Annotated in this window: 21 protein-coding genes and 1 riboswitch; of the genes, 10 read left to right on the plus strand and 11 right to left on the minus strand. The window is 65.2% G+C overall.

Features of this window, described 5'->3' with window-relative positions; genetic code table 11:
* Positions 1–6 precede the first annotated feature (6 nt).
* Together prmB and D3872_RS12980 are read left to right on the plus strand one after the other, a co-directional pair.
* Complete coding sequence (gene prmB, locus D3872_RS12975) at positions 7–900, plus strand: 50S ribosomal protein L3 N(5)-glutamine methyltransferase (RefSeq protein ID WP_119811160.1); 894 nt, start codon at positions 7–9, stop codon at positions 898–900.
* A 158-nt stretch (positions 901–1,058) separates the two neighbouring features.
* The gene (locus D3872_RS12980; RefSeq protein ID WP_119811161.1) at positions 1,059–3,056 is read left to right on the plus strand and encodes an ATP-binding cassette domain-containing protein; all 1,998 of its coding nucleotides are present in this window, start codon (positions 1,059–1,061) and stop codon (positions 3,054–3,056) included.
* Between the two features lie 18 nt (positions 3,057–3,074).
* On the opposite strand, the gene D3872_RS12985 is transcribed toward D3872_RS12980, so the two are convergent.
* The 3 genes from D3872_RS12985 to D3872_RS12995 all read right to left on the minus strand — a co-directional run bounded on the left by D3872_RS12985 (position 3,075) and on the right by D3872_RS12995 (position 6,210).
* Positions 3,075–3,572 (minus strand): chemotaxis protein CheW, encoded by a 498-nt coding sequence (locus tag D3872_RS12985; protein WP_119811187.1) that lies wholly within the window; start codon positions 3,570–3,572, stop codon positions 3,075–3,077.
* 151 nt (positions 3,573–3,723) lie between these two features.
* On the minus strand, positions 3,724–5,616 hold the full coding sequence (locus D3872_RS12990; RefSeq protein ID WP_119811188.1) for a flagellar assembly protein A: 1,893 nt from the start codon (positions 5,614–5,616) through the stop codon (positions 3,724–3,726).
* A 162-nt stretch (positions 5,617–5,778) separates the two neighbouring features.
* Positions 5,779–6,210: a hypothetical protein gene (locus D3872_RS12995; RefSeq protein WP_229459309.1), complete on the minus strand. Its 432-nt coding sequence runs from the start codon at positions 6,208–6,210 to the stop codon at positions 5,779–5,781.
* A gap of 270 nt (positions 6,211–6,480) precedes the next feature.
* Here D3872_RS12995 and ompR point away from each other — a divergent pair, with 270 nt between their 5' ends.
* From ompR to D3872_RS13010, 3 genes are all read left to right on the plus strand, one after another.
* Positions 6,481–7,182, plus strand: coding sequence for an osmolarity response regulator transcription factor OmpR (gene ompR / locus D3872_RS13000; protein ID WP_229459310.1), 702 nt, complete (start codon positions 6,481–6,483; stop codon positions 7,180–7,182).
* Positions 7,182–8,555: a sensor histidine kinase family protein gene (locus D3872_RS13005; RefSeq protein ID WP_229459311.1), complete on the plus strand. Its 1,374-nt coding sequence runs from the start codon at positions 7,182–7,184 to the stop codon at positions 8,553–8,555. The genes ompR and D3872_RS13005 overlap by 1 nt, the downstream gene beginning before the upstream one ends.
* A gap of 103 nt (positions 8,556–8,658) precedes the next feature.
* Entirely contained in the window at positions 8,659–9,036 is a 378-nt protein-coding gene (locus D3872_RS13010; protein ID WP_119811163.1) for a RidA family protein, read from the plus strand.
* On the opposite strand, the gene D3872_RS13015 is transcribed toward D3872_RS13010, so the two are convergent.
* The 4 genes from D3872_RS13015 to D3872_RS13030 form a co-directional block, all read right to left on the minus strand.
* Entirely contained in the window at positions 8,996–9,562 is a 567-nt protein-coding gene (locus D3872_RS13015) for a hypothetical protein (RefSeq protein WP_119811164.1), read from the minus strand. The two genes, D3872_RS13010 and D3872_RS13015, sit on opposite strands and share 41 nt — an antisense overlap.
* 58 nt (positions 9,563–9,620) lie before the next feature.
* On the minus strand, positions 9,621–9,944 hold the full coding sequence (locus D3872_RS13020; RefSeq protein WP_119811165.1) for a thioredoxin family protein: 324 nt from the start codon (positions 9,942–9,944) through the stop codon (positions 9,621–9,623).
* A gap of 90 nt (positions 9,945–10,034) precedes the next feature.
* Positions 10,035–10,682, minus strand: a complete 648-nt coding sequence (locus tag D3872_RS13025) for a hypothetical protein (RefSeq protein ID WP_119811166.1) — start codon at positions 10,680–10,682, stop codon at positions 10,035–10,037.
* Positions 10,683–10,749: 67 nt separating this feature from the next.
* Positions 10,750–11,649, minus strand: coding sequence for a LysR family transcriptional regulator (locus D3872_RS13030; RefSeq protein WP_119811167.1), 900 nt, complete (start codon positions 11,647–11,649; stop codon positions 10,750–10,752).
* A gap of 99 nt (positions 11,650–11,748) precedes the next feature.
* Between D3872_RS13030 and D3872_RS13035 the strand changes: the two genes are divergently transcribed.
* The gene (locus D3872_RS13035; protein WP_119811191.1) at positions 11,749–12,954 is read left to right on the plus strand and encodes an MFS transporter; all 1,206 of its coding nucleotides are present in this window, start codon (positions 11,749–11,751) and stop codon (positions 12,952–12,954) included.
* On the opposite strand, the gene D3872_RS13040 is transcribed toward D3872_RS13035, so the two are convergent.
* The gene (locus D3872_RS13040) at positions 12,951–13,670 is read right to left on the minus strand and encodes a glutathione S-transferase (protein ID WP_119811168.1); all 720 of its coding nucleotides are present in this window, start codon (positions 13,668–13,670) and stop codon (positions 12,951–12,953) included. The two genes, D3872_RS13035 and D3872_RS13040, sit on opposite strands and share 4 nt — an antisense overlap.
* Before the next feature lie 113 nt (positions 13,671–13,783).
* On the opposite strand from D3872_RS13040, the gene D3872_RS13045 reads away from it, so the two are divergent.
* From D3872_RS13045 to D3872_RS13060, 4 genes are all read left to right on the plus strand, one after another.
* On the plus strand, positions 13,784–14,311 hold the full coding sequence (locus D3872_RS13045) for an SRPBCC family protein (RefSeq protein WP_119811192.1): 528 nt from the start codon (positions 13,784–13,786) through the stop codon (positions 14,309–14,311).
* 7 nt (positions 14,312–14,318) lie between these two features.
* Positions 14,319–14,945 carry a hypothetical protein gene (locus D3872_RS25275; RefSeq protein ID WP_147373875.1) on the plus strand — a complete coding sequence of 209 codons (627 nt, stop codon included), beginning with the start codon at positions 14,319–14,321 and terminating at the stop codon, positions 14,943–14,945.
* Between the two features lie 73 nt (positions 14,946–15,018).
* Complete coding sequence (locus D3872_RS13055) at positions 15,019–16,176, plus strand: iron-containing alcohol dehydrogenase (protein WP_119811170.1); 1,158 nt, start codon at positions 15,019–15,021, stop codon at positions 16,174–16,176.
* Positions 16,177–16,217: 41 nt separating this feature from the next.
* A riboswitch (TPP riboswitch) is annotated at positions 16,218–16,316 on the plus strand.
* Between the two features lie 82 nt (positions 16,317–16,398).
* Complete coding sequence (locus tag D3872_RS13060; protein ID WP_119811171.1) at positions 16,399–18,519, plus strand: TonB-dependent siderophore receptor; 2,121 nt, start codon at positions 16,399–16,401, stop codon at positions 18,517–18,519.
* 50 nt (positions 18,520–18,569) lie between these two features.
* On the opposite strand, the gene D3872_RS13065 is transcribed toward D3872_RS13060, so the two are convergent.
* The 3 genes from D3872_RS13065 to D3872_RS13075 all read right to left on the minus strand — a co-directional run bounded on the left by D3872_RS13065 (position 18,570) and on the right by D3872_RS13075 (position 21,923).
* The gene (locus tag D3872_RS13065) at positions 18,570–19,094 is read right to left on the minus strand and encodes an AAA family ATPase (RefSeq protein ID WP_119811172.1); all 525 of its coding nucleotides are present in this window, start codon (positions 19,092–19,094) and stop codon (positions 18,570–18,572) included.
* Positions 19,091–19,693, minus strand: a complete 603-nt coding sequence (gene pnuC / locus D3872_RS13070) for a nicotinamide riboside transporter PnuC (RefSeq protein WP_119811173.1) — start codon at positions 19,691–19,693, stop codon at positions 19,091–19,093. The genes D3872_RS13065 and pnuC overlap by 4 nt, the downstream gene beginning before the upstream one ends.
* A gap of 82 nt (positions 19,694–19,775) precedes the next feature.
* The gene (locus tag D3872_RS13075) at positions 19,776–21,923 is read right to left on the minus strand and encodes a S46 family peptidase (protein WP_119811174.1); all 2,148 of its coding nucleotides are present in this window, start codon (positions 21,921–21,923) and stop codon (positions 19,776–19,778) included.
* Positions 21,924–22,035: the final 112 nt, after the last annotated feature.

The raw sequence follows: 22,035 nt of genomic DNA on the forward strand, positions 1-22,035 counted from the left end.
ACAGCCATGACTACCAATACCATCTTCACCACGCCGCGCGACCTGCTGCGCTATGCGGTCACCCGCTTCAACGGTGCGAAACTGTTCTTCGGCCACGGCAGCGCCGAGGCGCTGGACGAAGCCGCCTACCTGATCCTGCACACGCTCAAGCTCCCGCTCGACAAGCTCGAACCCTTCCTCGACGCGCGGCTGCTGCCCGATGAAGTGCTGAACGTGCTGGCCGTGATCGAGCGCCGCGCCACCGAGCGCGTGCCGGCGGCCTACATCACCAAGGAAGCGTGGCTGGGCACCTATCCGTTCTACGTCGACGAGCGCGTGATCGTGCCGCGCTCCTTCATCGCCGAACTGATCCCGCAGTCGCTCAGCCCGTGGGTGGAAGATCCTTTCGCGGTCGAGAACATCCTCGAACTGTGCACAGGTTCCGGCTGCCTGGCGATCATGATGGCCGACGCCTTCCCGAATGCGGTGGTCGATGCGGTCGACATCTCGACCGACGCGCTGGCTGTCGCCGAGCGTAACATCCGCGAGTACAAGCTCGAAGGCCGGGTCAACCCGATCCACTCCGACCTGTACCAGAACGTCCCGTTCAAGAAATACAACCTGATCGTCACCAACCCGCCGTATGTGAATTCGGACTCGATGTCGCAGCTGCCGCAGGAATACCTGCACGAGCCGCAGCTGGCGCTCGACGGCGGCGCCGACGGCATGGACCTGGTGCGCAAGATCGTCGCCGGCGCGGCCGAACGCCTGACGCCGGACGGTATCCTGATGGTCGAAATCGGCAACGAGCGCGAATACGCCGAAGCCGCCTTCGGCCACCTGGGTCTGACCTGGGTGACCACCAGCGCCGGCGACGACATGGTGTTCATGCTCACCGCCGAACAGCTTCAAAACGCCTAACAGCTTCAAAACGCCTAACAGGCAACAAACGGCGGATGCGGCCTCGGCGGCAGCCCGCTTATCCGCCCTACGCAGACAATGGCCGGTAGGGCGGATAAGCAGGCTGCCGCCGAGGCCGCATCCGCCATGCCCAGCCAAGAACTCTTTCAAAGTACTCAATGATCCGCTTCATCAACGTAAGCCTCATGCGCGGCACCAAGCCGCTGCTCGACGGCGTGGACCTCACGCTCAACCCCGGCGACAAGATCGGCCTGATCGGCGCCAACGGCGCCGGCAAATCCAGCCTGTTCGCGATGCTGCGCGGCGAGCTGCACCCGGACCAGGGGGAAATCGACTTCCCCGCCAAGTGGCGCATGGCTTACGTGGCCCAGGAAACCCCGCCGCTCGACCGCGCCGCCCTCGACTACGCCATCGACGGCGACGTCAACCTGCGCCGCCTGCAGGCCGAACTCGAACGCCTCGAAGCCGAGCCGGAATCGAGCGACAACGGCATCGCCATCGGCGAGGTGTACAGCGCGCTGGCCGATGCCGACGCCTACACCGTGCAGTCGCGCGGCGAACAGCTGCTGCTGGGACTCGGCTTCAGCATGGAGCAGATGCAGCAGCCGGTGGCCAGCTTCTCGGGCGGCTGGCGCATGCGCCTGAACCTGGCGCAGGCACTGATGTGCCCTTCCGAACTGCTGCTGCTCGATGAACCGACCAACCACCTCGACCTCGACGCCATCATCTGGCTGGAAGACTGGCTGAAACGCTACGCCGGCACCCTGATCATCATCTCGCACGACCGCGACTTCCTCGACGAGATCGTCAACGTCATCGTCCACATCGACGAACGCAAGCTGAAACGCTACTCCGGCAACTACTCCGGCTTCGAACGCCAGCGCGCGGCCCAGATGATCCTGGCCGCCGGCGCCCTCGAGAAGCAGATGCGCCAGCGCGCCCACCTCGAATCCTTCGTCAACCGCTTCAAGGCCCAGGCCTCGAAGGCGCGCCAGGCCCAGAGCCGCATGAAGGCGCTGGCCAAGATGGAAGAACTGGCGCCGCTGCGCGCCGCCGCCGAATTCTCGTTCGAGTTCCGCGAACCGCTCGCCGCGCCGAACCCGCTGCTGGTGATGGAAGACGTCAACGCCGGCTATCCGATCCTCGACAGCCACGGCGACAAGGTCGGCGACAAGACCATCGTTTCGCACATCAAGTTCTCGCTGCAGATCGGCCAGCGCATCGGCCTCCTGGGCGTGAACGGCGCCGGCAAGTCGACCCTGATCAAGACCATCGCGGGCGAACTGGCGCCGCTGACCGGCGAGGTCACCGTCGGCAAGGGCCTGGCGATCGGCTACTTTGCCCAGCACCAGGTCGAGATGCTGCGCCACGACGAATCGCCGCTGTGGCACCTGGCGAAAATCGCGCCGACGGTGCGCGAGCAGGAACTGCGCAACTTCCTGGGCGGCTTTAACTTCCCGGGCACGATGGTGACCAGCCCGATCGCGCCGTTCTCCGGCGGCGAGAAGGCGCGCCTGGCGCTGGCGCTGATCGTGTGGCAGCGCCCCAACCTGCTGCTGCTCGATGAACCGACCAACCACCTCGACCTCGAAACGCGCGAGGCGCTGACGATGGCGCTGGCGCAGTTCGAAGGCACGCTGGTCGTCGTTTCGCACGACCGCCACCTGTTGCGCGCGACCACCGACCAGTTCATCATCGTCGCCGACGGCAAGCTGCAGCCTTTCGACGGCGACCTGGACGACTACAAGGACTGGCTGTTCCAGACCAAGCTTGGCAAGGGAACCAGCGTGCTGCCGGCCGCGGGCAAGGAAAACAAGACGGTGTATCCGTCGGCGTCGCCGGTTGCGCCAGTGGCCGCGCCTGCGGTCAGCAGCAAGGACCAGAAGCGTCTCGACGCCGAGCAGCGCCAGAAAATGGCGGCGTTGCGCAAGCCGATCGAAAACAAGATCAAGCGCCTCGAAGAGCAGATCGCCAAACGCACGGAGCAGAAGAACGACGTCGATGCGAAGCTGGCCGAGCCGTCGGTGTACGAAGCGGCCAACAAGGCGAAACTGAAGCCGCTGCTGGCGGACCAGGCTTTCTACACGAAGGACCTGGCGCAGCTGGAGGGGGAATGGATGGAGTTGCAGGAGCAGCTGGAAGGGATTGCGGCCTGACGCGATTTCACCCGGGCGCTAGGCGGCCTGCTGCGTCCCCGCAGCCTCCCTGCCCGCCTTGCGCCTGATCGACATCAGCTTGTCGATATCCACCAGGACCAGGCGGCGGCCGTCGGCCTCGCCCAGCCCCATCAGGTAGTCGTATCCCGGCTCGCACACCTGGCCGCTGCCCGGCAGCGGCGAGATCTGGCTGGCGTCCAGCGTCACCACATTGGTCACGCCATCCACCACCACTCCCATGATGCAGCTCGACAGCTGCAGGACGATCACGTCGGTCTGCCCCGGCGCACGCGCGCTGTCGTCGAATGCGACCCGCATGTCCACGATCGGCATGATCACCCCGCGCGACACCGCCACCCCACTGATGATTTCGCCGTCCGACGCAAAGCGCTCCAGCGATTTCAGGCTGCGCAGTTCCTGCACCTTGCTGAACTCGAGCCCGTACTCGAGCCCGCCGAGCCGGAAGCTCAGGAATTCGATCTGGCCGGTCCAGGGGTGGCTGTCGGAATGGTACATGGCGGTCCTTTCGTCGCTGCGGGGATGCGGCAAGGTAACGAATTCCTATAGTACGGGGATAGCGCCTAGTGGGCGTTGACTGCAATCAACAGTTCACGGGCGGCATTATTCGCACCGCGGGCCACTGCTCCGTTTGGTCTACCGCTGCGGCTTAAAGCGCCGAGCCGCTGTTCCAGTCCACCGTGCCGACGCTGCCGCTGAAGATCCGCTCGCCCGCCGGAACCCCGGCGCGCAGCTTGGCCTTGATTTCGCGCGGCGGCAGGTCGTAGTTGCTGCTGTCGTCCGGACGGTAGACCATCGAGCGCACGGTGGTTTCGCCGGTCAGCATGCCGACCTTGACCGAATTGAGCCCGGCGCTGGCGATGCGCTGGCCCTGCAGCTTCTCCAGCAGCGCGGTGCCGGCCTGCTGTTCGGCTTCGGCGGCCTTGATGTCTTCATTGAGTCTGCCGATCGCCCGCAACCCCGGGCCGACTGCCACGCCCATCTTCTGGAACTGCGGCGCCTGTTCGGCCGTCAGCACCAGTTCTCCCTTGCGCACGCGGGTCGCCAGCAGCATGTACTGGCGCACGTCGGGCTGGCCGGCCAGCGCCTGCAGTTCGGCCTTGCGCTGCGCCGCCAGCTGGACGAACTCGCCCACCCGCGCGCCGATCTGCGTCATCACCTCGTCGATCCGCTTGGTATCCGGCTGCAGCACGTACAGCAGCATTTCGGTGTTCTTGCGGGCGCCCGCCGATTCGACCTCGATCCGGCGCGCAGCGATCGCGCAGCCCTCGGCCTGGCGCACCACCACGTCGTCGCCGATGATGTCGCAGTTGACCGCATGGTCGACGAACACGCGCGTACCGGAGATCACGCAGCCTTCCGCCCGCGCCAGCCTTACCTCGCCTTTCGAGGTCTGGATGATGGCGGCCGAGGCCACGCCCTGCACCGTGATATTGCCGTCGGCGTTGTGGACCGAACCGCCCACCAGGTTGCTGTCCAGGAGGACCGTGCCGCCGCGCGAGACCAGGTTGCCGTACACGTCGGCGTGGACGGTGATGCTCTCGCCTTCCAGCACGCGCTTTTCCTGCACCTCGCCGAACTCCTCGTAATCGCCCTTGAGTTCGAGGTTGCCGGTGGTCCTGGCGCTGACGCCGTCGCGGCTGACGATCTTGTCGCCGACGGACACCTGGCTGGTGGCGCGGTCGACATTGAGGAAGCCGTCCTGCAACGCCACCAAGAACTCGCCGTCGGCATTGTTTTCGATGGTGGTGCCGGGGCCCACCATCACCTGCAGGTCAACGTCCTTCGGCATGTCGGGTTCCAGCACGCGTCCGGACAGCTCGAAACCGTTGGAGCCGGCCGCGCGCGGCACCTTCTTCAACAGGCGCGCGCCCTTCTGGATTTGCGGGAATCGGTTCTGGAACGCCATCAGGTCAAGCTTGCCGTTGGCGAGCTGGCGCGGCGCATCGCTGCGGTGCAGGTCGTCGCTGACCTCGATGATGTGGGCGTCGACGCCGGGCACCGCGTCCAGCTGCTGCGCCACCACCACGCGCTCGGCCTTGCCGCCGGCGATGGCCGCGCGCACGGCGCCGATGTCGATGCCGAAGCGGATACCCTTGGTCCACAGGTCGGCCACGAATTCGTCGGCGTTCAGCCGCGCGGGCACGCCCTCTCCGCCGGGGTCGTCGGGATTGGGCAAGTAGACTGGTTCAAAATAGTATTCGGCCTTGCCGTCGCTGACCTTGACCGCCTTGTACAGGCCGCGCCGGTCGGTGGGGAAGGCGACGATGTCGGATGCGAAGCGCACCATGTCGCCCGGCCGCGCCGGCTGGGCGCCGCGCTTGTAGATGGCGTTGACCAGGTAGGCGTAGTCGATGCCGGAGAAGTAGTTCTTGCTGGTGAAAACGCTGTCGACAGCCGCCTGCAGGGTCGCGCCGGCAACGGCGGGGTCGACATAGATGCCGTCGCCGCGCCGGACGATGCAGTGTTCCAGCGCCGCGGCCTGCAAGCCGGCTCCGGTTGCGGCCTGCGCCGGCGGCACAACAGTAGACTCGATTGTCACGACCACACCCCAGGGACTGGTTGAATTTTCTTAGCGAATTGCAAATATTCTTACTTTCATAGTAAGACTTTTAGCAAGATTAGCACGACGCGGCACTTGTCAACACAAGTGCCGGCAAGAAAATCACCGAATTGTCACTTTTAAGGCGAAAAGGAGGTGCGATCAGCGCCCGCGCTGGGCGTTTGGATACAGGTCGATCCCTGCTTCGTTGATCTGGCGGCGCAGGTCGCGGCGCTCGTCCGGGGTCAGGCGGCCGCCGCGGCGCATCTCGTTGCCGCGTTGCTGGTCCTGCTGCATCTGCAGGTTGCGGCGCTGCTCTTCGGCGCGCGCCTCGAAGTTGCGCGCATCGAACTGGCGCGCATCGAACTGGCGCGTGTCGAACTGGCGCTGGCGGTCCTGCCGCTCCTGCGGCGATGGCATCTGGTGGTCGGGGCGCTGGGCGCGCTGGTCGTCGCGGTCGCCAGGACCGGCATGGGCCACGGACGCCATGGCGCCCGCAATGGCGCAACCCACCAGGATGCGGCGGACGAACGAAAACCGGCCGAAAAATTGGGCGCTTGCTGCCGCGTCGATTTTGTTGTGCAGGTTATTCATGTGTTCCTCTTCCGCGATGCCATATAAACAGATAAGCTTCTTTTCGCTTGCCCCCAGTGTATGAGCATTCACCCAGGGGTGTTAGTCCAAATGGGTAAGGTTTGTAACAGTATGTAATGATCACAGGGCAACGCGATAATGCTGAGCGATATGACGTTACCATAGCGACATGAATATGACAAATTTGACAGCCATATGAACCAGCCAACCACACCGAACTCAGGTAACAATACAACGACCACTCCTGCCAGTGGCCACAGCGCGAAGATTATGGTAGTAGACGACGACGTCCGCTTGCGCGACCTGTTGCGCCGCTACCTGACCGAGCAAGGATTCTCGGTGGTCACCGCGGAAAGTGCGCCAGCGATGAACAAGCTGTGGCTGCGCGAACGCTATGACCTGCTGGTGCTCGACCTGATGCTGCCCGGCGAAGACGGCCTGTCGATCTGCCGCCGCCTGCGCGGCGCCGGCGACCAGACCCCGATCATCATGCTGACCGCCAAAGGCGAAGACGTGGACCGCATCGTCGGCCTCGAGATGGGCGCCGACGACTACCTTCCCAAGCCGTTCAACCCGCGCGAACTGGTGGCCCGCATCGGCGCGGTCTTGCGCCGCAAGCAGCCGGACGAAATCCCGGGCGCGCCGTCGGAAACCCCGCAGACCTTCGAGTTCGGCCAGTTCGTACTCGACCTGGGCACGCGCACGCTCAAGAAAAACGGCGAAACGGTGCCGCTGACGACCGGCGAATTCTCGGTGCTGAAGGTATTCGCGCGCCATGCGCGCCAGCCGCTGTCGCGCGAGAAGCTGATGGAACTGGCGCGCGGGCGCGAGTACGAAGTGTTCGACCGCAGCCTCGACGTCCAGATCTCGCGCCTGCGCAAGCTGATCGAACCCGATCCATCGAGCCCGCTGTACATCCAGACCGTATGGGGACTGGGTTACGTATTCATCCCTGAAGGCCAGCCGCGCTAGTGCTTCCACCGACTGCAGAACGGCGCCGCACGCCGCGCCTGGCCTGGTTCAGGAGCGGCCTGTTCTGGCGCACCTTCCTTTTGCTCAGCGCGCTGACCACGGTGTCGATGGCATCGTGGATCGGCATGATCAACCGTGTCCAGCGCGGCCCCCAAGTGGAGCAGACCGCGCAGCTGGTCATCTCCGTGGTCACCATCACGCGCGCCGCGCTGACCCACTCGGCGCCGGAGCTGCGCCGCGAGCTGCTGTTCGAACTGGTATCGAACGAAGGCATCCGCATCTTCCCGCTGGAAGACTCGGACCTGGTCGACCCGCCGCCGGACAACCCGCTGATGCCGGAAATCGAGCGCATCGTCAAGGACAAGCTGGGCGCCGACACCCGCTTCTCGAGCCGCGTGGGCGGCGTGGCGGGCTTCTGGATCAGCTTTAACATCGACGACGACAAATACTGGCTGATGCTCGAACGCGAGCGCCTGTCCGGGCTGACCGGCGTGCAGTGGCTGGGCTGGGCAACGGTGGTCGGCGTGCTGTCGGTGCTGGGCGCGGCGCTCATTTCCAGCCTGGTCAACCTGCCGCTGGCGCGCCTGACGGCGGCCGCGCGCGAGATCGCGCAAGGCAAGCGCCCCTCCCCGCTGCCGGAAAAAGGATCGAAGGAGATCATCGAGGCCAACCGCAGCTTCAACCAGATGGTGGACGACCTGCAGCAGGTCGAGTCCGACCGCGCCGTGATTTTGGCCGGCATCTCGCACGACCTGCGCACGCCGCTGGCGCGCATGCAGCTCGAACTCGAGATGGCCCAGCTGGGCAACGAGGCGCGCGAGGGCATGCAGTCGGATATCGCGCAGATGGACGCCATCATCGGCCAGTTCCTCGACTACGCCAAACCGACCGAAACGGCCACCTTCGTCCCAATCGACATCAGCGGGCTGCTGGAAGACAGCGCGCGCGCCGCCGAGCGCCTTCCCGGGATGAAGGTCAAATGCGAGATCGCGCGGGACATCCTCGTGATGGGCAACGCCACCGACCTGCGCCGCGTGATCAACAACCTGATCGAAAACGCGCGCCGCTACGGCCAGACGCCGGGGACCGACGTCACCGAGATCGACATCTCGCTGCGGGTGAAGCCGACCGGCCACGGCAAGCGCGCGCTGATCGAGGTGCAGGACCGTGGGCCGGGCGTGCCGGCCGACCAGATCGAACAGCTGCTCAAGCCGTTCACGCGCATGGACACGGCGCGCGGCCAGGCCAACGGCGCCGGGCTTGGGCTGGCGATCGTCGAGCGCGTCGTCTCCCGCCACCACGCGGAGCTCAGCGTCGGCAACCGCGAAGGCGGCGGCCTGCGCATCCAGATCGCGATGCCCTTGGCCGAATAAGCCATACTGTCGCATTCTCCTTACCGCTGACCGACATGCTTACTTACACAGACATCGAACAAGCCGCGAAGCGTCCCGACGTCATCGCGGCATCGAGCGCGCCATGAAGCTGATCCAGGCGCCCGGCCTGCCCGCGCCGGCAGGCCACTACTCCAAGGCGGTCGAGGCCAACGGTTTCGTCTACCTGTCAGGCGTGCTGCCGCAGCGGGGCGCGGCCGATCCCGCCTCCGACAGCTTCGACACCCAGTGCGCATCGGTGTTCGACCAGTGCGAACAGATCCTGCATGCCGCAGGCTGCGGCTTCAGCGACGTGGTCCAGTGCACCGCCTACATCGTCGGCGTCGCCAACTGGCCGCTGTTCAATGCGATCTACGCGCGCCGATTTGGCGTGCACAAACCGGCGCGGGCCGTGGTGCCGGTGCCGGAACTGCATCATGGGTTCAGCGTCGAGGTGCAGATGGTGGCGGTGGCGAAGCCCTGAGCGCCAGCTCGGCCCTGAAGCGCGGCTTGCCGCCGCGTTCGAGGTTGTAGGCCATCGCGCGGCCGTCCGCCGCCAGGCTGATCGTCCATACATTGGTGGCCGCCGCCGGAATCAGCGCGGCAGTATAGGCGTCGGCGTGGAAGGACTGCGCCAGCGCCGTGCCCTGGCCGCCCGCGAGGCCGCCGTACATGGTCTGCGCGTCCGGCGTGCCGTCTTCGTGGCGGTGGTCGTGCTTGAGTTCCAGCCCGGCTGGCGTCTTGCGGATGATCCAGGTGCGCGACTTGTCCTCGCCCACGGTGAAGGGAATGCGGATTTCATTGGCTGTGCAGCTGGCCACGTGCGCCACCAGCTTCTTGCCGGCGAAGGGGTCGCCCGGATCGCGCGGATACACCGACGCGCCTTCGAAGTAACTGCCGCACAAGGCGCCAAGGCCGGCAAAGAAGGCGGCTCCCGCGTCCGCCTGCGCATGGGCCAGGCCGGATACGGCCAGCGCGCCAAGCATGGCGCCCGTTCGAAGGAATGTCATCGATGCTCCCCTGTTGAAAGTGAAAGCACGATAGGCGCGCGCCGCGCCGGTGTCAACCTTATTCCTTCGCCGCCTCGGCCAAGGCCTGGCGCACCTCGTTGGTATCGCCCGGCCGCACCACGCGCGCCATCTCCTTGCCGTCCTTGAGCACCACGACGGTAGGCCACAGCTTGACGCGGAACGAACGGCCCAGCGGCCTTCCCGGGCCGTCCTCGACCTTGATGTGCTGGATGGCGGGATTGGACGACAGCGCCGAGGCGATGTGCGGCTCGGCGGCGCGGCAGTAGCCGCACCATCCGGTGCCGAATTCCAGTGCGACAATACCGGGCATGGCGTCGATGGCGCTGCGTTCCGGCTGCGTGGTTTCGTATGCTTTTCCCATGCTGGCTCCTAGATATCCCGGAAGGGCCGATTGCCCCGGTCAATCAAAGTATGCCATGCCGCCCGCGGGCGTCGCGCACCGAAGGCAGCCCTACTGTGAACAGGCCACGTCCCAGGGCAGCAGTTCGGCGCCGCGCTTCTTGACCCATACCGTGGCGCGCGCACCGCGCTCGTTTTCGAACACGAGGCCGTGCAGCTCTTCCTTGCCAAACGGCGGTGCGCTGACGTCGAACGACCTCAGTGCGAAGCGGTCGGAGCGTAGCGGCGCACAGCTGGTGTTCCCCGAAAAAAGCAGGCGCGCGCGCTGTAGCAGGGTGATGTAGTTGTTCATCAGCGGTATCAGCTCGGCATCGGGGATGCGCTGCGCGAGTTCGGCCGGGCGGGCCGGCGCCGGACAGCCGGCCCTGCGGTCCAGCCACGCCAGCCGTACCGTGCGCCGCTCGCTCCAGCGCGACTCCTTCGGCGCGCGGGCGTCGTAGGCGAACTCCCGCTTCGTCGCGCGGCACAGGGCGCCCAGGCCGCGGTATGGGGCGCCGGACACCACCGCCCCGACCTCCCACGCCCGCGCACCTGGCGCACGGGTGGCGCTGAAGACCGGCTGGCCCGGCGCGCTGACATAGAACTCCTTGAAGGAAGCCACTTCCTGCGGCGTGGCCTCGCGCCGCTCCAGTTCCACCGGCGCGGCGGCGAAAGCTTGCGGCGACAGCAGCAGCACGGTCAGGAGCACAGGTCGGATCATGGGGGCGACAGTTTGAAGTTGGAGGTTCCCGTAGTATGAGGCCTGGCCACGGTATGTAAAGTGCGGCTCATGGCGGGTCGAGCAACTTGCCGATGCGCTGAGCCAGGAAGTCCACCAGCGCCGCCACCCGCGGCGCGAGTGCGCCCTGCTTGTAAAAAACCGCCCACACCGGCTGCGTCCATGCAAGCGCCACGTCCGGAAGGACAGGCACCAGGGCGCCGCTGCGCTGGTCGCCGCGCGTTAGAAAATCCGCAAGGCAGGCAATGCCCGCTCCGCCAAGGGCAAGCTGGTGCATGGTCCCGTCACCGGAAGCGTGCACCGCGGGCGCCACGGCAAGTCCTTCGCCGTCACGGTGCGCCAGCGGCCAGGTGTTGAGCGATTGCGGTGCCGTAAATCCCAGCAGCCGGTGCGAGGCCAAGTCGTCCACCGAGGACGGCGTTCCATGGCGCTGCAGGTAGGATGGCGCGGCCAGCACCCGGATCCGGCTGTGCCCGAGGCTGCGCGCATTCAGCGTCGAATCCACCAGCGGGCCGATCCGGATGGCGAGGTCGGCGCGCTCTTCGATCAGGTCGATCACGGTTTCGCCGCTGGCCAGTTCAAGCCGGACCAGGGGATAGGCGTCCATGAAGTCCGCGACCAGCGGCGCCAGCAAGTGGTCCAGCACCGGCGTGGCCGCGTTGACCCGCACCAGCCCCGATGGCTGCGACCTGCGCGCCGCCACCTGCGCTTCGGTGTCCTCCAGGTCGGCGATCACCTTGCGCGCCCGCTCCAGCAGCCACTCGCCCTCCTCGGTCAGGTCCAGCCGCCGCGTGGTGCGCAGGATCAGCGTGGTGCCGAGCTGCGCTTCGAGCCGCGAAATGCTGCGGCTGACGCCGGACGGGGTCTGGCCGAGCTGTTCCGCGGCGGCGGAAAACGAGCCGGTATCTATCACCGTGGCGAAGGTAATCAGGGCGCCGACATTCAGCATTCGTGACTCCAAGTCAAAAGAGTATTGTACGGCAAGGCATTTTTCTCTTGCGGGCGCACGCGCACACTGCGGCTTCACATGTACCACAAGGAAAAAACCATGCCTCTCGCACTCTGGGCGCTGACACTCAGCGCTTTCGCCATCGGAACCACCGAATTCGTCATCGTCGGGCTGATCCCGACCATTGCCGTCTCGCTCGGCGTGTCCGTTCCCTCCGCCGGGCTGCTGGTCAGCCTGTACGCCCTCGGCGTCGCCGTCGGCGCGCCGGTCCTGACCGCGCTGACCGGCCGCATCCCGCGCAAGCAGCTGCTGATCGGGCTGATGGTGCTGTTCACCGCCGGGAACCTGGTGGCCTGGATGGCGCCCAACTATGCGTCCCTGATGGCGGCGCGGGTGCTGACCGGCCTCGCCCACGGCGTGTTCTTCTCGATCGGCTCCACCATCGCCACCGGGCTGGTGGCGCGCGACAAGGCGGCCAGTGCGATCGCGCTGATGTTCTCGGGCCTGACGGTGGCGCTGGTCACCGGGGTCCCGCTCGGCACCTTCATCGGCCAGGCCTTCGGCTGGCAGTCGACCTTCCTGGCGGTGTCGCTGCTGGGCCTCATCGCTGTTGCCGGCAGCTGGCTGCTGGTGCCATCCGATATCCCGAACGGCAAGCCGTCCGGCATCATGGCGCAGCTGGCGGTGCTGAAGAAGCCGCGCCTGCTGCTGGTCTACGCGATCACGGCGCTGGGCTACGGCGGTTCGTTCATCGCCTTCACCTATCTCGCGCCCATCCTGCAGGAGGTGGCCGGCTTCGCGCCGTCCAGCGTGGGGCTGGTGATGCTGGTATACGGCGTGTCGGTCGCGGTGGGGAATATCTGGGGCGGCAAACTGGCCGACCGCCACGGCCCGGTGCGCGCGCTGCAGGTGGTGTTTGCGCTGCTCGCGCTGGTGCTGCTGGTGCTCGCCTTCACCGCCGCCAGCCCGTGGCTCGTAGTGGCCACCGTGCTGGCCTGGGGCGCGGTCGCCTTCGGCAACGTACCCGGCCTGCAGGTGTATGTCGTGCAGCGCGCCGAACGCGACGCGCCGCATGCGGTCGACGTGGCCTCCGGCCTGAACATCGCCGCCTTCAACGTCGGCATCGCCATCGGCGCCTGGGGCGGCGGCCTGGTGGTCACCCACCTCGGCCTGATGGCCACCCCGTGGATCGGCGCCCTGATCGTCGCCGGCGCGCTGGGACTGACCACGCTGGCCGGCTTGCTTGACCGCCGCGACGGCATCGCTCCTGTATCGGCCGGCGCGCGCACCGTGGCGGCGCACTAGGCCGGCGCTTCGTCCAGTTCCGGGTAGTGGCGGAAGATGCCCTGCTCGTTGAACGGGATGCGCCGCGGCGAAGCGAGGTAGCGGGCGATGTTGGCCCGTCCCGCCACGCGCTCGTGCAGCTTGTGCAGTTTCGGATGCATCGGCTCGATGCGCGCCATCGCATTCGGGAAGGCATAGCGCAACCCTTCGATCGCCTGGAACACCGACAGGTCGACGTACGACAGCCGGGCGCCCAGCATGTAGTGCCCGCGGTGCCCAGGCTGCGACATCACTTTCTCGAAGTAGCCCAGGAACTTGGGGATGCGCGAGGCGATGAACTCGGCCGCGCGCCGCTTCGCTTCGTCCTTCTGCTCTTCGTAGTGGAGCGCCACGCTGATCGGATGATGGGTGTCGTGGACTTCGTTGACCAGGTCGGCGACCGTCAGCTGCAGCTGGTGCGCCCACAGCCGGCCTTCCTGGGCGCGCGGCGACAGTCCGTGCTGCGCCCCAAGATACAGGAGGATGTTGGCGGTCTGCGCGATTGTCATTCTGCCGGCCTTCAGGAAGGGCGGCGCGAAGGCCGGGTGTTCCACTTCGCGCAGCGCCGCCGCCAGCTTGTCCATGCCGCCCTCCCCGCGCGCCACGTCGACATAATGAGCGCCGGCCTCCTCCAGCGCCAGCCGCACGAACTCGCCCCGGCCCTGTATCGTGGGCCAGTAAAACAGCTGGTATTCCATGCTTTTCTCCCTTCCCGTTCTGCCGAATAATTGTGCCAACTTGGCTAGACAATCATGCTACTCTTCCGCTCAGGCGCAAGCCGCCCAAAACGATGAAAAAAAAGGATCAGAACATGCTAAAAAAAATCGCACTCGCCGTCGTCGTCATCCTGGCCGTCATCCTCGGCATGGCTGCCATGCAACCGGACAGTTTCACGGTTACCCGCAGCACGACCATCAAGGCTCCAGCAGAGAAAATCGTTCCTCTGGTAAACGACTTCCATAACTGGACCAGCTGGTCGCCGTGGGAACAACTCGACCCGAAAATGCAGCGCGGCTTCAGCGGCCCGGCCAGCGGCGTCGGCGCGGTCTACACCTGGAACGGCAACGACGACGTCGGCCAGGGCCGCATGGAAATCACCGACCAGACCCTGCCCTCCAAGGTTACCATCAAGCTCGATTTCGTCGAGCCGTTCGAGTCCTCCAATGTCACCCGGTTCAACTTCGTCCCGCAAGGCGACAGCACCACCGTTACCTGGAACATGAGCGGGCCGATGCCGTTCGTCTCCAAGATCATGAGCGTCTTCATGAGCATGGACAAGATGATCGGCAAGGACTTCGAAAAAGGCCTGGCGCAGATGAAGGCGGTGGCGGAGAAGTAAGCCGGCCGTGCCGCACCCGTGGAACCGGCGGCTCGCCGGGCTGACTCTTGCGCTGGTCCTGAACGCCGGGTTCTACGCCATGTTCGCATGGCAGCTGCGGCCCCGCGATGCGGATCTCCCCGAACCGTCGCGCATGCGGCTTGTGTGGGTAAGGCCGGAGCCGCCCGCCCCGGCCCCCGCATCCGTCGTTGCAAGCACCACCACGGCAGCACACATTCCCAGGCCGCGCCGAAAGCCAGTCCAATCGCGGCCCGTCACCGAACAACCCACTCCCCAGCCTTCCGAAACGCCGCCCGAAACCGATTCGCCGGACCCGTTGGCGCAACAGGAAAGCGTCATCGCGCGCAGCCTGGACAAGGGCGTAGTGCGCGCCGCCATCCAGGCCGCGTTCGACGAACAAAAGGCGCGCGAAGACACCCAGAAGTTCGTCAAGTCCGGCCGCGCGAAGAACAAGTACGAACGCTTCGCTGACGATGCCGACTTCGCCACTGTCCCCTACTGCCTTGGCTCCGATCCGATGAAGCACGACCCGCCCGCGATAAAACTCGGCGGCATCACGATCGGCGTCGGCGGACTGCTCGCAATCCCCTTCTTCGCCAAGACTGTCATGACCGGCAAATGCCGCGTCAAATAAGGAGCGCCTCCAGCGCGATGCACCCCATTTCGGCGATAATCGCTGCCTTGCCTATCGCTCACCGAGGTACACCTTGCTCAACTTCGACTTCTACAATCCCACCCAGATCCTGTTCGGCCAGGGCCAGATCGCATCGCTCGCGAACCTGGTGCCGGCCGGCGCGCGCGTCATGATGCTGTACGGCGGCGGCAGCATCCGGCAGAACGGCGTGTACGACGAAGTCATGGCGGCGCTGACGGACCACAAAGTCCTCGAATTCGGCGGCATCGAACCCAACCCGAGCTACGAAACCCTGGTGCGCGCTATCGCCCAGGTCAAGGCGGAAAACATCGACTTCCTGCTGGCCGTTGGCGGCGGCTCCGTCATCGACGGCACCAAGTTCGTCGCGGCCGGCGCGATGCTCGACGACGACCCGTGGTCGATCTTCGAGCAGCGCAGCGCCAACATCGTGAGCGCGCTGCCTTTCGGTACCGTGCTGACGCTGCCGGCAACCGGCTCCGAGATGAACAGCGGCAGCGTCGTCACCCGCAAGTCCACGCAGGAAAAGCGCTCCTTCATGAGCCGCAAGGTGTTCCCGCAGTTCTCGATCCTCGATCCGTCCAAGACCTTCTCGCTGCCTCCGCGCCAGGTCGGCAACGGCGTGGTCGACGCCTTCGCCCACATCATGGAACAGTACCTGACCTACCCCGTCAACGCAAAAGTGCAGGACCGCTTCGCCGAGGGACTGCTGCTGACGCTGATCGAGGAAGGGCCGCAGGCGCTGGCCAATACCGACGACTACGACGTGCGTTCGAACGTGATGTGGTGCGCTACGCTGGCCCTGAATGGCCTGATCGGCGCGGGTGTTCCGCACGACTGGGCTACCCACATGGTCGGCCACGAGCTGACTGCCCTGTACAACCTGGACCACGCCCAGACGCTGGCGGTGATCCTGCCGAGCATGCTGCGTGCCCGCAAGGAAGAAAAGCGCGCCAAGCTGCTGCAGTACGCGCAGCGCGTTTGGGGCCTGGCCGGCGGCGACGAAGACACCCGCATCGAGGCGGCCATCGCACGCACCGAGGAGTTCTTCAACAAGATGGGCGTCGGCACCCGCCTGGGCGACTACGGCCTCGGGCCTGAGAGCATCGAGCCGGTGATCGCGGCGCTGGAAGCGCACCGCATGACGCGGCTGGGCGAACACCGCGACGTGACCGCCGAGGTGTCGCGCAAGGTACTACAAATGAGCCTGTAAGCATGCAGGCTGCATCACGAACCGCATGTTCGTGATAAAATCGACATTGCTAGGGGTCCTGGAACGTTTGTTCCGGGTGAGAGATACCCTCCGTACCTGATCTGGATAATGCCAGCGAAGGAAAGCGCAAAGTCCTTCCCCCCTTTGTTTGCTCCCCCCCGTTGGCTCCGGCTTTTTATAAGCAACGCGCAGCTATTGCGGCGCGGATTACGAGCACACTCAATGTCATCACAAAACCTGAAGCACACCGCGATCGCCCTTGCGCTCCTGCAGGCCTTCGCTACCTCCGCCAGCGCGCAAAGCGCCATGCCCGAAGTCGTCATCAAGGGCCAGTCGACCGCGGCAGGCCGCGCCGGCATCGGCGGATTCTCCGACACCCCGTTGCTGTACACGCCGGCATCGATCACCGCGATCAGCCGTGAAGAGATGCAGGACCTCGGCATCCGCAACACCACCGACGCCGCCAAGTTCGACGCCAGCGTCAGCGATGCCTACAACGCAGTCGGCTACGCCGAGCAGTTCTCGATCCGCGGCTTCGCGCTGGATAATTCGTCGAGCTACCGCAAGGACGGCATGGCGATCCCGGGCGACACCCAGATCCCGCTGGAGAACAAGGAACGCATCGAAGTGCTCAAGGGCCTGGCCGGCCTGCAGGCCGGCGTCGCGGCGCCCGGCGGCATCGTCAACTACGTTGTAAAGCGTCCGACCAACACCCCGCTGCGTTCGGTGACGGTTGAAGCGCGTGAACGCGGTACCTTGTACGGCGCGGTCGACCTGGGCGGACGCTCGGACGACCGGCGCTTCGGCTACCGCATCAACGCGGCCGGCGAACGCCTGCGCTCCTACGTCAAGGGTGCCGACGGCGAGCGCGAGTTCGTGTCCGGTGCGTTCGACTGGCAAATCTCGAACAACGCTCTGCTGCAGCTGGACATGGACTACCAGTACAAGTCGCAGATCACCGCGCCCGGCTACCAGCTAATCCGCAATGAAGTGCTGCCAACCGGCGTGTCGGCCAAGACGCTGCTGAACGACCAGCCGTGGACCAAGCCGGTCGAGACCAAGAGCTCGAACATCGGCCTGCGCTTCGAGTACCGGCTGCCGAACGACTGGCGCACCAGCCTCGCGATGAACAAGCACAAGTTCCAGCGCGACGACTATACCGCCTTCCCTTACGGCTGCAGCAACGAGGGCGAAGGCTTCTATCCGGGCTACTGCTCGAATGGCGACTACGACGTGTACGATTACCAGAGCGTGGGCGAATCGAAGTCGCCGTTCAGCGCGCAGGCCCTCCTGCAGGGCAAGCTGGCGACCGGCGGCATCGGCCATGAACTGACCTTCGGCGCTTCGCTGTTCCGCCGCAAGGACCGCTTCGGCGACTACGTGTACGACTACGCCGGTTACAGCAACATCTACCAGAACCTGATCGTGCCGCCTGCGGAAGGCAACCCGACCACCGGCCCAGTGTTCGAACGCCGCCGCGAAAACGAACGCTCCGTATTCGTACAGGACATCCTGACGCTGTCGCAGCAGTTCAAGCTGCACGCCGGCCTGCGCCATGTGCAGGTCAAGCGCACCGAGTTCGAGATCGCGCCGAGCGACACTTCGTTCACACTGCCGAACGTCTCGCTGGTCTTCAACCCGACTCAGGACTGGACCGTCTACGGCTCGCTGGCGCACGGCCTCGAACATGGCGGCGTAGCGGAGATCGAAACCACCAACGCCAACCGCGCGCTGGATCCGAGCCGTTCGAAGCAGCTCGAATTCGGCGTCAAGGGTGCACTGGGCAATGACTTCAACGTGTCCGTCGCGCTGTTCCAGATCACCAAGGGGCTGGAATTCACCCGTTTGAACGCGGACCAAACGAGCACCTTTGTGCGCGCCGGCGAAGCGCAGCACCGCGGCCTGGAACTGGGCGTGCAGGGCAAGGCGACCAAGGACCTGAAATACAGCCTGTCGCTGGCGGCGCTGGACACCGAGCAGTCGGGCACGGGGCAAGACAGCATGGACGGCAAGCGCGTGACCAACGTGCCAAAGTTCAAATCGGCTGCGTGGGTAGAGTATGCGGTGGCTGGCGTGCCAGGGCTGAAGGTCAACGGCGTTTGGCAGTATGCGGGCAACAAGGCCTTCGACGTGGAAAACCGCACCATCGTGCCGGGATATCACACGCTGGACCTGGGCGCGGCCTGGGCGACCCGCGTGGCGGGTGCGAACACGACCTTCCGCGCGGGCGTGCAGAACGTGACGGACAAGTTTTACTGGCGCGATGTGACGCCGGCGCTGGGCGGTTACCTGCTGCCGGGTGCCCCGCGTACGTTCAGGGTGTCGGCGCAGGTCGACTTCTGATTTAAGTCAGCATGGGCTACCGCGGGGCCGCGGTAGCCCAAAAGCCGTCCCTATCCCCGCGCCACCTTCAGCAAGCGATCCACCTGCATCACCCGTTCCGGCAAACTCCCCGTCACCACCATGAACGGAATCGCGCGCTCGTCCAGCACGCGCATCACTTCTCCATGCACCCGCTGGCGCACCTCATCCGACTCGCGTTGCAGGCCGTCGGGCGTCCAAGGGCTATCCGGCGCCGTCACCAGCGTGAACGCGTAGTCGTGCACCAGTTCCAGCTCGGCCAGTTCCTCATCCAACCTGCCCCAGTAGTGGCGGCTGTAAATGGCCGTCATCAGCGGCGTGGTATCGCAGAACAGGAAACGGTTCGCGACCGCAGCGGCAGCATATTCACGCTCCATCTGCGTGCGCGCGATGCCAAGCTGCTCGTGCTCAACCGGGACCCGTCCCTTCGTGTCGACGAATTCGCGCAGGTACTCCGGCACCCAGACGGTATCGAAATGTGTCGCCAGCGCGGCAGCCAGCGTCGACTTGCCGGACGACTCCGCGCCCAGCAGCGCCACGCGCAGTACGCCGCTCATGCCGGCAATCCCTGCTGCGCGGAGCGGCTCCAGGCGCGCAGCCCGATCCACGCCATCACCACGAACACCGCGTACAGGATGGCCGTCAGCATCAAGCCCTTGTAGACGTACAGGCCGACATACAGCACGTCGACCGCGATCCACACGTGCCAGTTCTCGACCTTCTTGCGCGACAGCAGGAGCTGCCCGACCAGGCTGCCGGCGGTCAGGAAGCCGTCGATGTGCGGCACGTCGGTGTTGGTATAAGTCCGGAGGAACAGCGCGATCAGCACAAAGCCGGCGATCCAGGCGCCGATGGAGTATGCGATGCCGCGCTGCTTGAGGCGCGTCACCTGGAGCGATTCGTGGTGCGCGCCACCGTGCAGCCACTGGTACCAGCCCCATACCGATACCGCGATGAATACCAGCTGCAGCGCCATGTCGCCATACAGCAGCGCGCCGAAGAACACGACCCCGTAGGTCGCGGACGAGAGGATAGCAAACAGCCAGGCCCAGTGGTTCTGGCGGATGTTCAGCAGCACGGTGATCACCGCCAGTACAAAGGAAACAAGTTCGAGCGGCGTGGTCGTAAAACCGAGTAAGGGAAGCGATTCGTTCATCAGCGGAGCAGGCGGTGGAGCGCGGGGTATGGGGGCGAAGCGATTATACAAAAAAGGCCGCTTGCGCGGCCCTTCGTTTTACTTACTTTTTCGGATACTTGATGGTCATTTCCTTGAGCAGGCTGTCGGCATGGTCGACTTCCTTCATCACCCACAGCATGTAGCGGATGTCGACGTGGATCGCGCGGGTGATCGCGCTGTCGAAGTACCAGTCCTTGGTGATCGACTCGTAGGTCGAGTCGAAGTTCAGGCCAATCAGTTCGCCGCGCTTGTTCATGACGGCCGAACCGGAGTTGCCGCCGGTGGTGTCCGCGCTCGACAGGAAGTTGACGGGCACGGTGCCCAGTGCCGCGTCCTTGAACACGCCGTAGCGCTTGCCCTTGATGGCGTCCAGCAGCGGTGCCGGCGCGTTGAACGGATCGGCGCCAGTGTGCTTCTCAACGATGCCTTCCACGGTCGAGAACGGGCCTTTGACCAGGCCGTCGCGCGGCGAGTAAGGCGCCACGGTGCCGTAGGTGACGCGCAGCGTGGAATTGGCGTCCGGGTAGACCGGCTTGCCCTGCGACTTCTTCCATGCGATCACGGCCGACATGTATTGCGGGATTACGCGTTCGAGGTTGCCGTCGATTTCCTTGCGGCGGTTCTCGAGCGACAGCGCGGTGTCATGCAGCTTGACCGCCAGCTTGATGAAGGCGTCGTCGGAAGCCTTGAAGCTTGCGGCGTCCTTGCCGATCCAGCCGAGGCGCTGGGCGGTGTCGCCCAATTGCGTCTGCTTGTACAGAGCACCGACGGCGTCGGTGGCAGGCAGCAGCGGGTCGAGGCCCTGCGGGTGAATCTTCGCGGCCAGCTTGCCGTAGCGCTGCAGCGATCCGATGAAGCGAGCCTCATCGACCGACACCACGAACGACTGCTCGAGGCGGGTCAGGCGCGCCTTGATGAAGGACAGGTCGCGCTCCTGGTAGCCGCTTTCGCGCTGGGCGTCGGGCTTCTGCTGTTCCAGCGCCAGGCGGTACAGCGTGCGTGCGCTCTTGAGCAGGTCGCTGTTGGTAGCGACCGCCCATCCGAACTCCTCTTCCGACAGCGCCATGTCGGCGGCGATCACCGCGTCCAGGTCGGCCAGCAGGGTCTTGGATGCGCCCTTCTGGTTGGCCGGCTGGTTGAACCATGCGCGGAACTCGGCGTCCTGCACGTCCTTGATGGCGGCGATGTCCTTGCGCGCGAAGCCGTCCAGCAGACCCTGGGTTTTCTTCAGCACGTTGTTGATGCTCTTGACCACGCTGGCGTAGCGCACGTCGTACTGCGCATTGCCCTTGGTGGCGGTGGCAATGGTGGCCAGGTCTGCCTGCATCTCGGTCACGCGCAGCGGGAAGTTGGCGTCGCGCGCGAAACGGATCTCGGACGGCAGCTTGTAGCGGCTGGTGCGGCCAGGGTAGCCGGCCAGCAGGATCGGGTCGCCGTTCTTCAGGCCTTCGGCCGACACCACCAGGAAGTCCTTCGACTTGTAAGGCACGTTGTCCGGCGACGGATCGGCCGGGCGGCCGTCCTTGCCGACGTAGGCGCGCAGGAAGGCGAAGTCGCCGGTCTGGCGCGGCCACTCGAAGTTATCGACGTCGCCGCCGTAGTTGCCGACCATGTCGGGCGGCGCGTACACCACGCGTACGTCCTTGATCATCAGCTGCTTGATGCGGTAGTACTCGAGGCCGCGATGGAAGCTCGGCACCGAGCAGCGGTAGGCCTTGTCGGACTCGCATTCGGCGATCAGTTGCTTGACGCGGCCTTCCACGGTCTCGTGGCGTTCGCGTCCGCTCATCGCCGGCGACAGGCCCTTGAGCACGCGGTCGGTGACGTTTTCGACCTTTTCGGTCACATACACCAGCGCGTTCGGGCCGCCCGGCAGTTCTTCGGCGCGGGTCTTTGCCAGGAAGCCGTTGACGATGTAGTTCTTTTCCGGGGTCGCGTTGCGCTGGATCGAGCCGTACGCGCAGTGGTGGTTGGTGACAACCAGGCCGTCAGGCGACACGAACGAGGCCGAGCAGCCGCCCAGCGACACGATGGCGCTCATCGGGTGGCGGGTCAGGTCGTTCAGCTTTTCGGCCGGGATGGTGATCCCGATGCGCTTGAGTTCGGATTTCAGCTGCGGCAACTGGTGCGGCTGCCATTGGCCTTCGTCGGCTTGCGCGGTGGCGAAAACGCCCAGCAAGATGACTGGCAATGCGATGGATTTGAACAAAATATAACCCCAAAAAAGAAAGCAAGCGGGGAGTATATCGCTGTTGCAATTAGGTGAGAATCATTTTGTATCGTGGAATGGCGGGCGTATTGACGATGTTTCGCTTAGTAGG

The sequence above is a fragment of the Massilia cavernae genome (assembly GCF_003590855.1).
Classification (GTDB): Bacteria; Pseudomonadota; Gammaproteobacteria; order Burkholderiales; family Burkholderiaceae_D; genus Telluria_A; species Telluria_A cavernae.

What these genes read in the sequence shown, in the direction of transcription:
- D3872_RS12980 (WP_119811161.1), top strand. Translation starts at nt 1,059, where the DNA reads ATGATCCGCTTCATCAACGTAAGCCTCATGCGCGGCACCAAGCCGCTG.
- D3872_RS13040 (WP_119811168.1), bottom strand. Translation starts at nt 13,670, where the DNA reads ATGGAATACCAGCTGTTTTACTGGCCCACGATACAGGGCCGGGGCGAG.
- D3872_RS13015 (WP_119811164.1), bottom strand. Translation starts at nt 9,562, where the DNA reads ATGACATTCCTTCGAACGGGCGCCATGCTTGGCGCGCTGGCCGTATCC.
- D3872_RS13065 (WP_119811172.1), bottom strand. Translation starts at nt 19,094, where the DNA reads ATGAGCGGCGTACTGCGCGTGGCGCTGCTGGGCGCGGAGTCGTCCGGC.
- D3872_RS13020 (WP_119811165.1), bottom strand. Translation starts at nt 9,944, where the DNA reads ATGGGAAAAGCATACGAAACCACGCAGCCGGAACGCAGCGCCATCGAC.
- ompR (WP_229459310.1), top strand. Translation starts at nt 6,481, where the DNA reads ATGGTAGTAGACGACGACGTCCGCTTGCGCGACCTGTTGCGCCGCTAC.
- D3872_RS12995 (WP_229459309.1), bottom strand. Translation starts at nt 6,210, where the DNA reads ATGAATAACCTGCACAACAAAATCGACGCGGCAGCAAGCGCCCAATTT.
- pnuC (WP_119811173.1), bottom strand. Translation starts at nt 19,693, where the DNA reads ATGAACGAATCGCTTCCCTTACTCGGTTTTACGACCACGCCGCTCGAA.
- D3872_RS13030 (WP_119811167.1), bottom strand. Translation starts at nt 11,649, where the DNA reads ATGCTGAATGTCGGCGCCCTGATTACCTTCGCCACGGTGATAGATACC.
- D3872_RS13010 (WP_119811163.1), top strand. Translation starts at nt 8,659, where the DNA reads ATGAAGCTGATCCAGGCGCCCGGCCTGCCCGCGCCGGCAGGCCACTAC.
- D3872_RS12985 (WP_119811187.1), bottom strand. Translation starts at nt 3,572, where the DNA reads ATGTACCATTCCGACAGCCACCCCTGGACCGGCCAGATCGAATTCCTG.
- D3872_RS13025 (WP_119811166.1), bottom strand. Translation starts at nt 10,682, where the DNA reads ATGATCCGACCTGTGCTCCTGACCGTGCTGCTGCTGTCGCCGCAAGCT.
- D3872_RS13060 (WP_119811171.1), top strand. Translation starts at nt 16,399, where the DNA reads ATGTCATCACAAAACCTGAAGCACACCGCGATCGCCCTTGCGCTCCTG.
- D3872_RS13045 (WP_119811192.1), top strand. Translation starts at nt 13,784, where the DNA reads ATGCTAAAAAAAATCGCACTCGCCGTCGTCGTCATCCTGGCCGTCATC.
- D3872_RS13035 (WP_119811191.1), top strand. Translation starts at nt 11,749, where the DNA reads ATGCCTCTCGCACTCTGGGCGCTGACACTCAGCGCTTTCGCCATCGGA.
- prmB (WP_119811160.1), top strand. Translation starts at nt 7, where the DNA reads ATGACTACCAATACCATCTTCACCACGCCGCGCGACCTGCTGCGCTAT.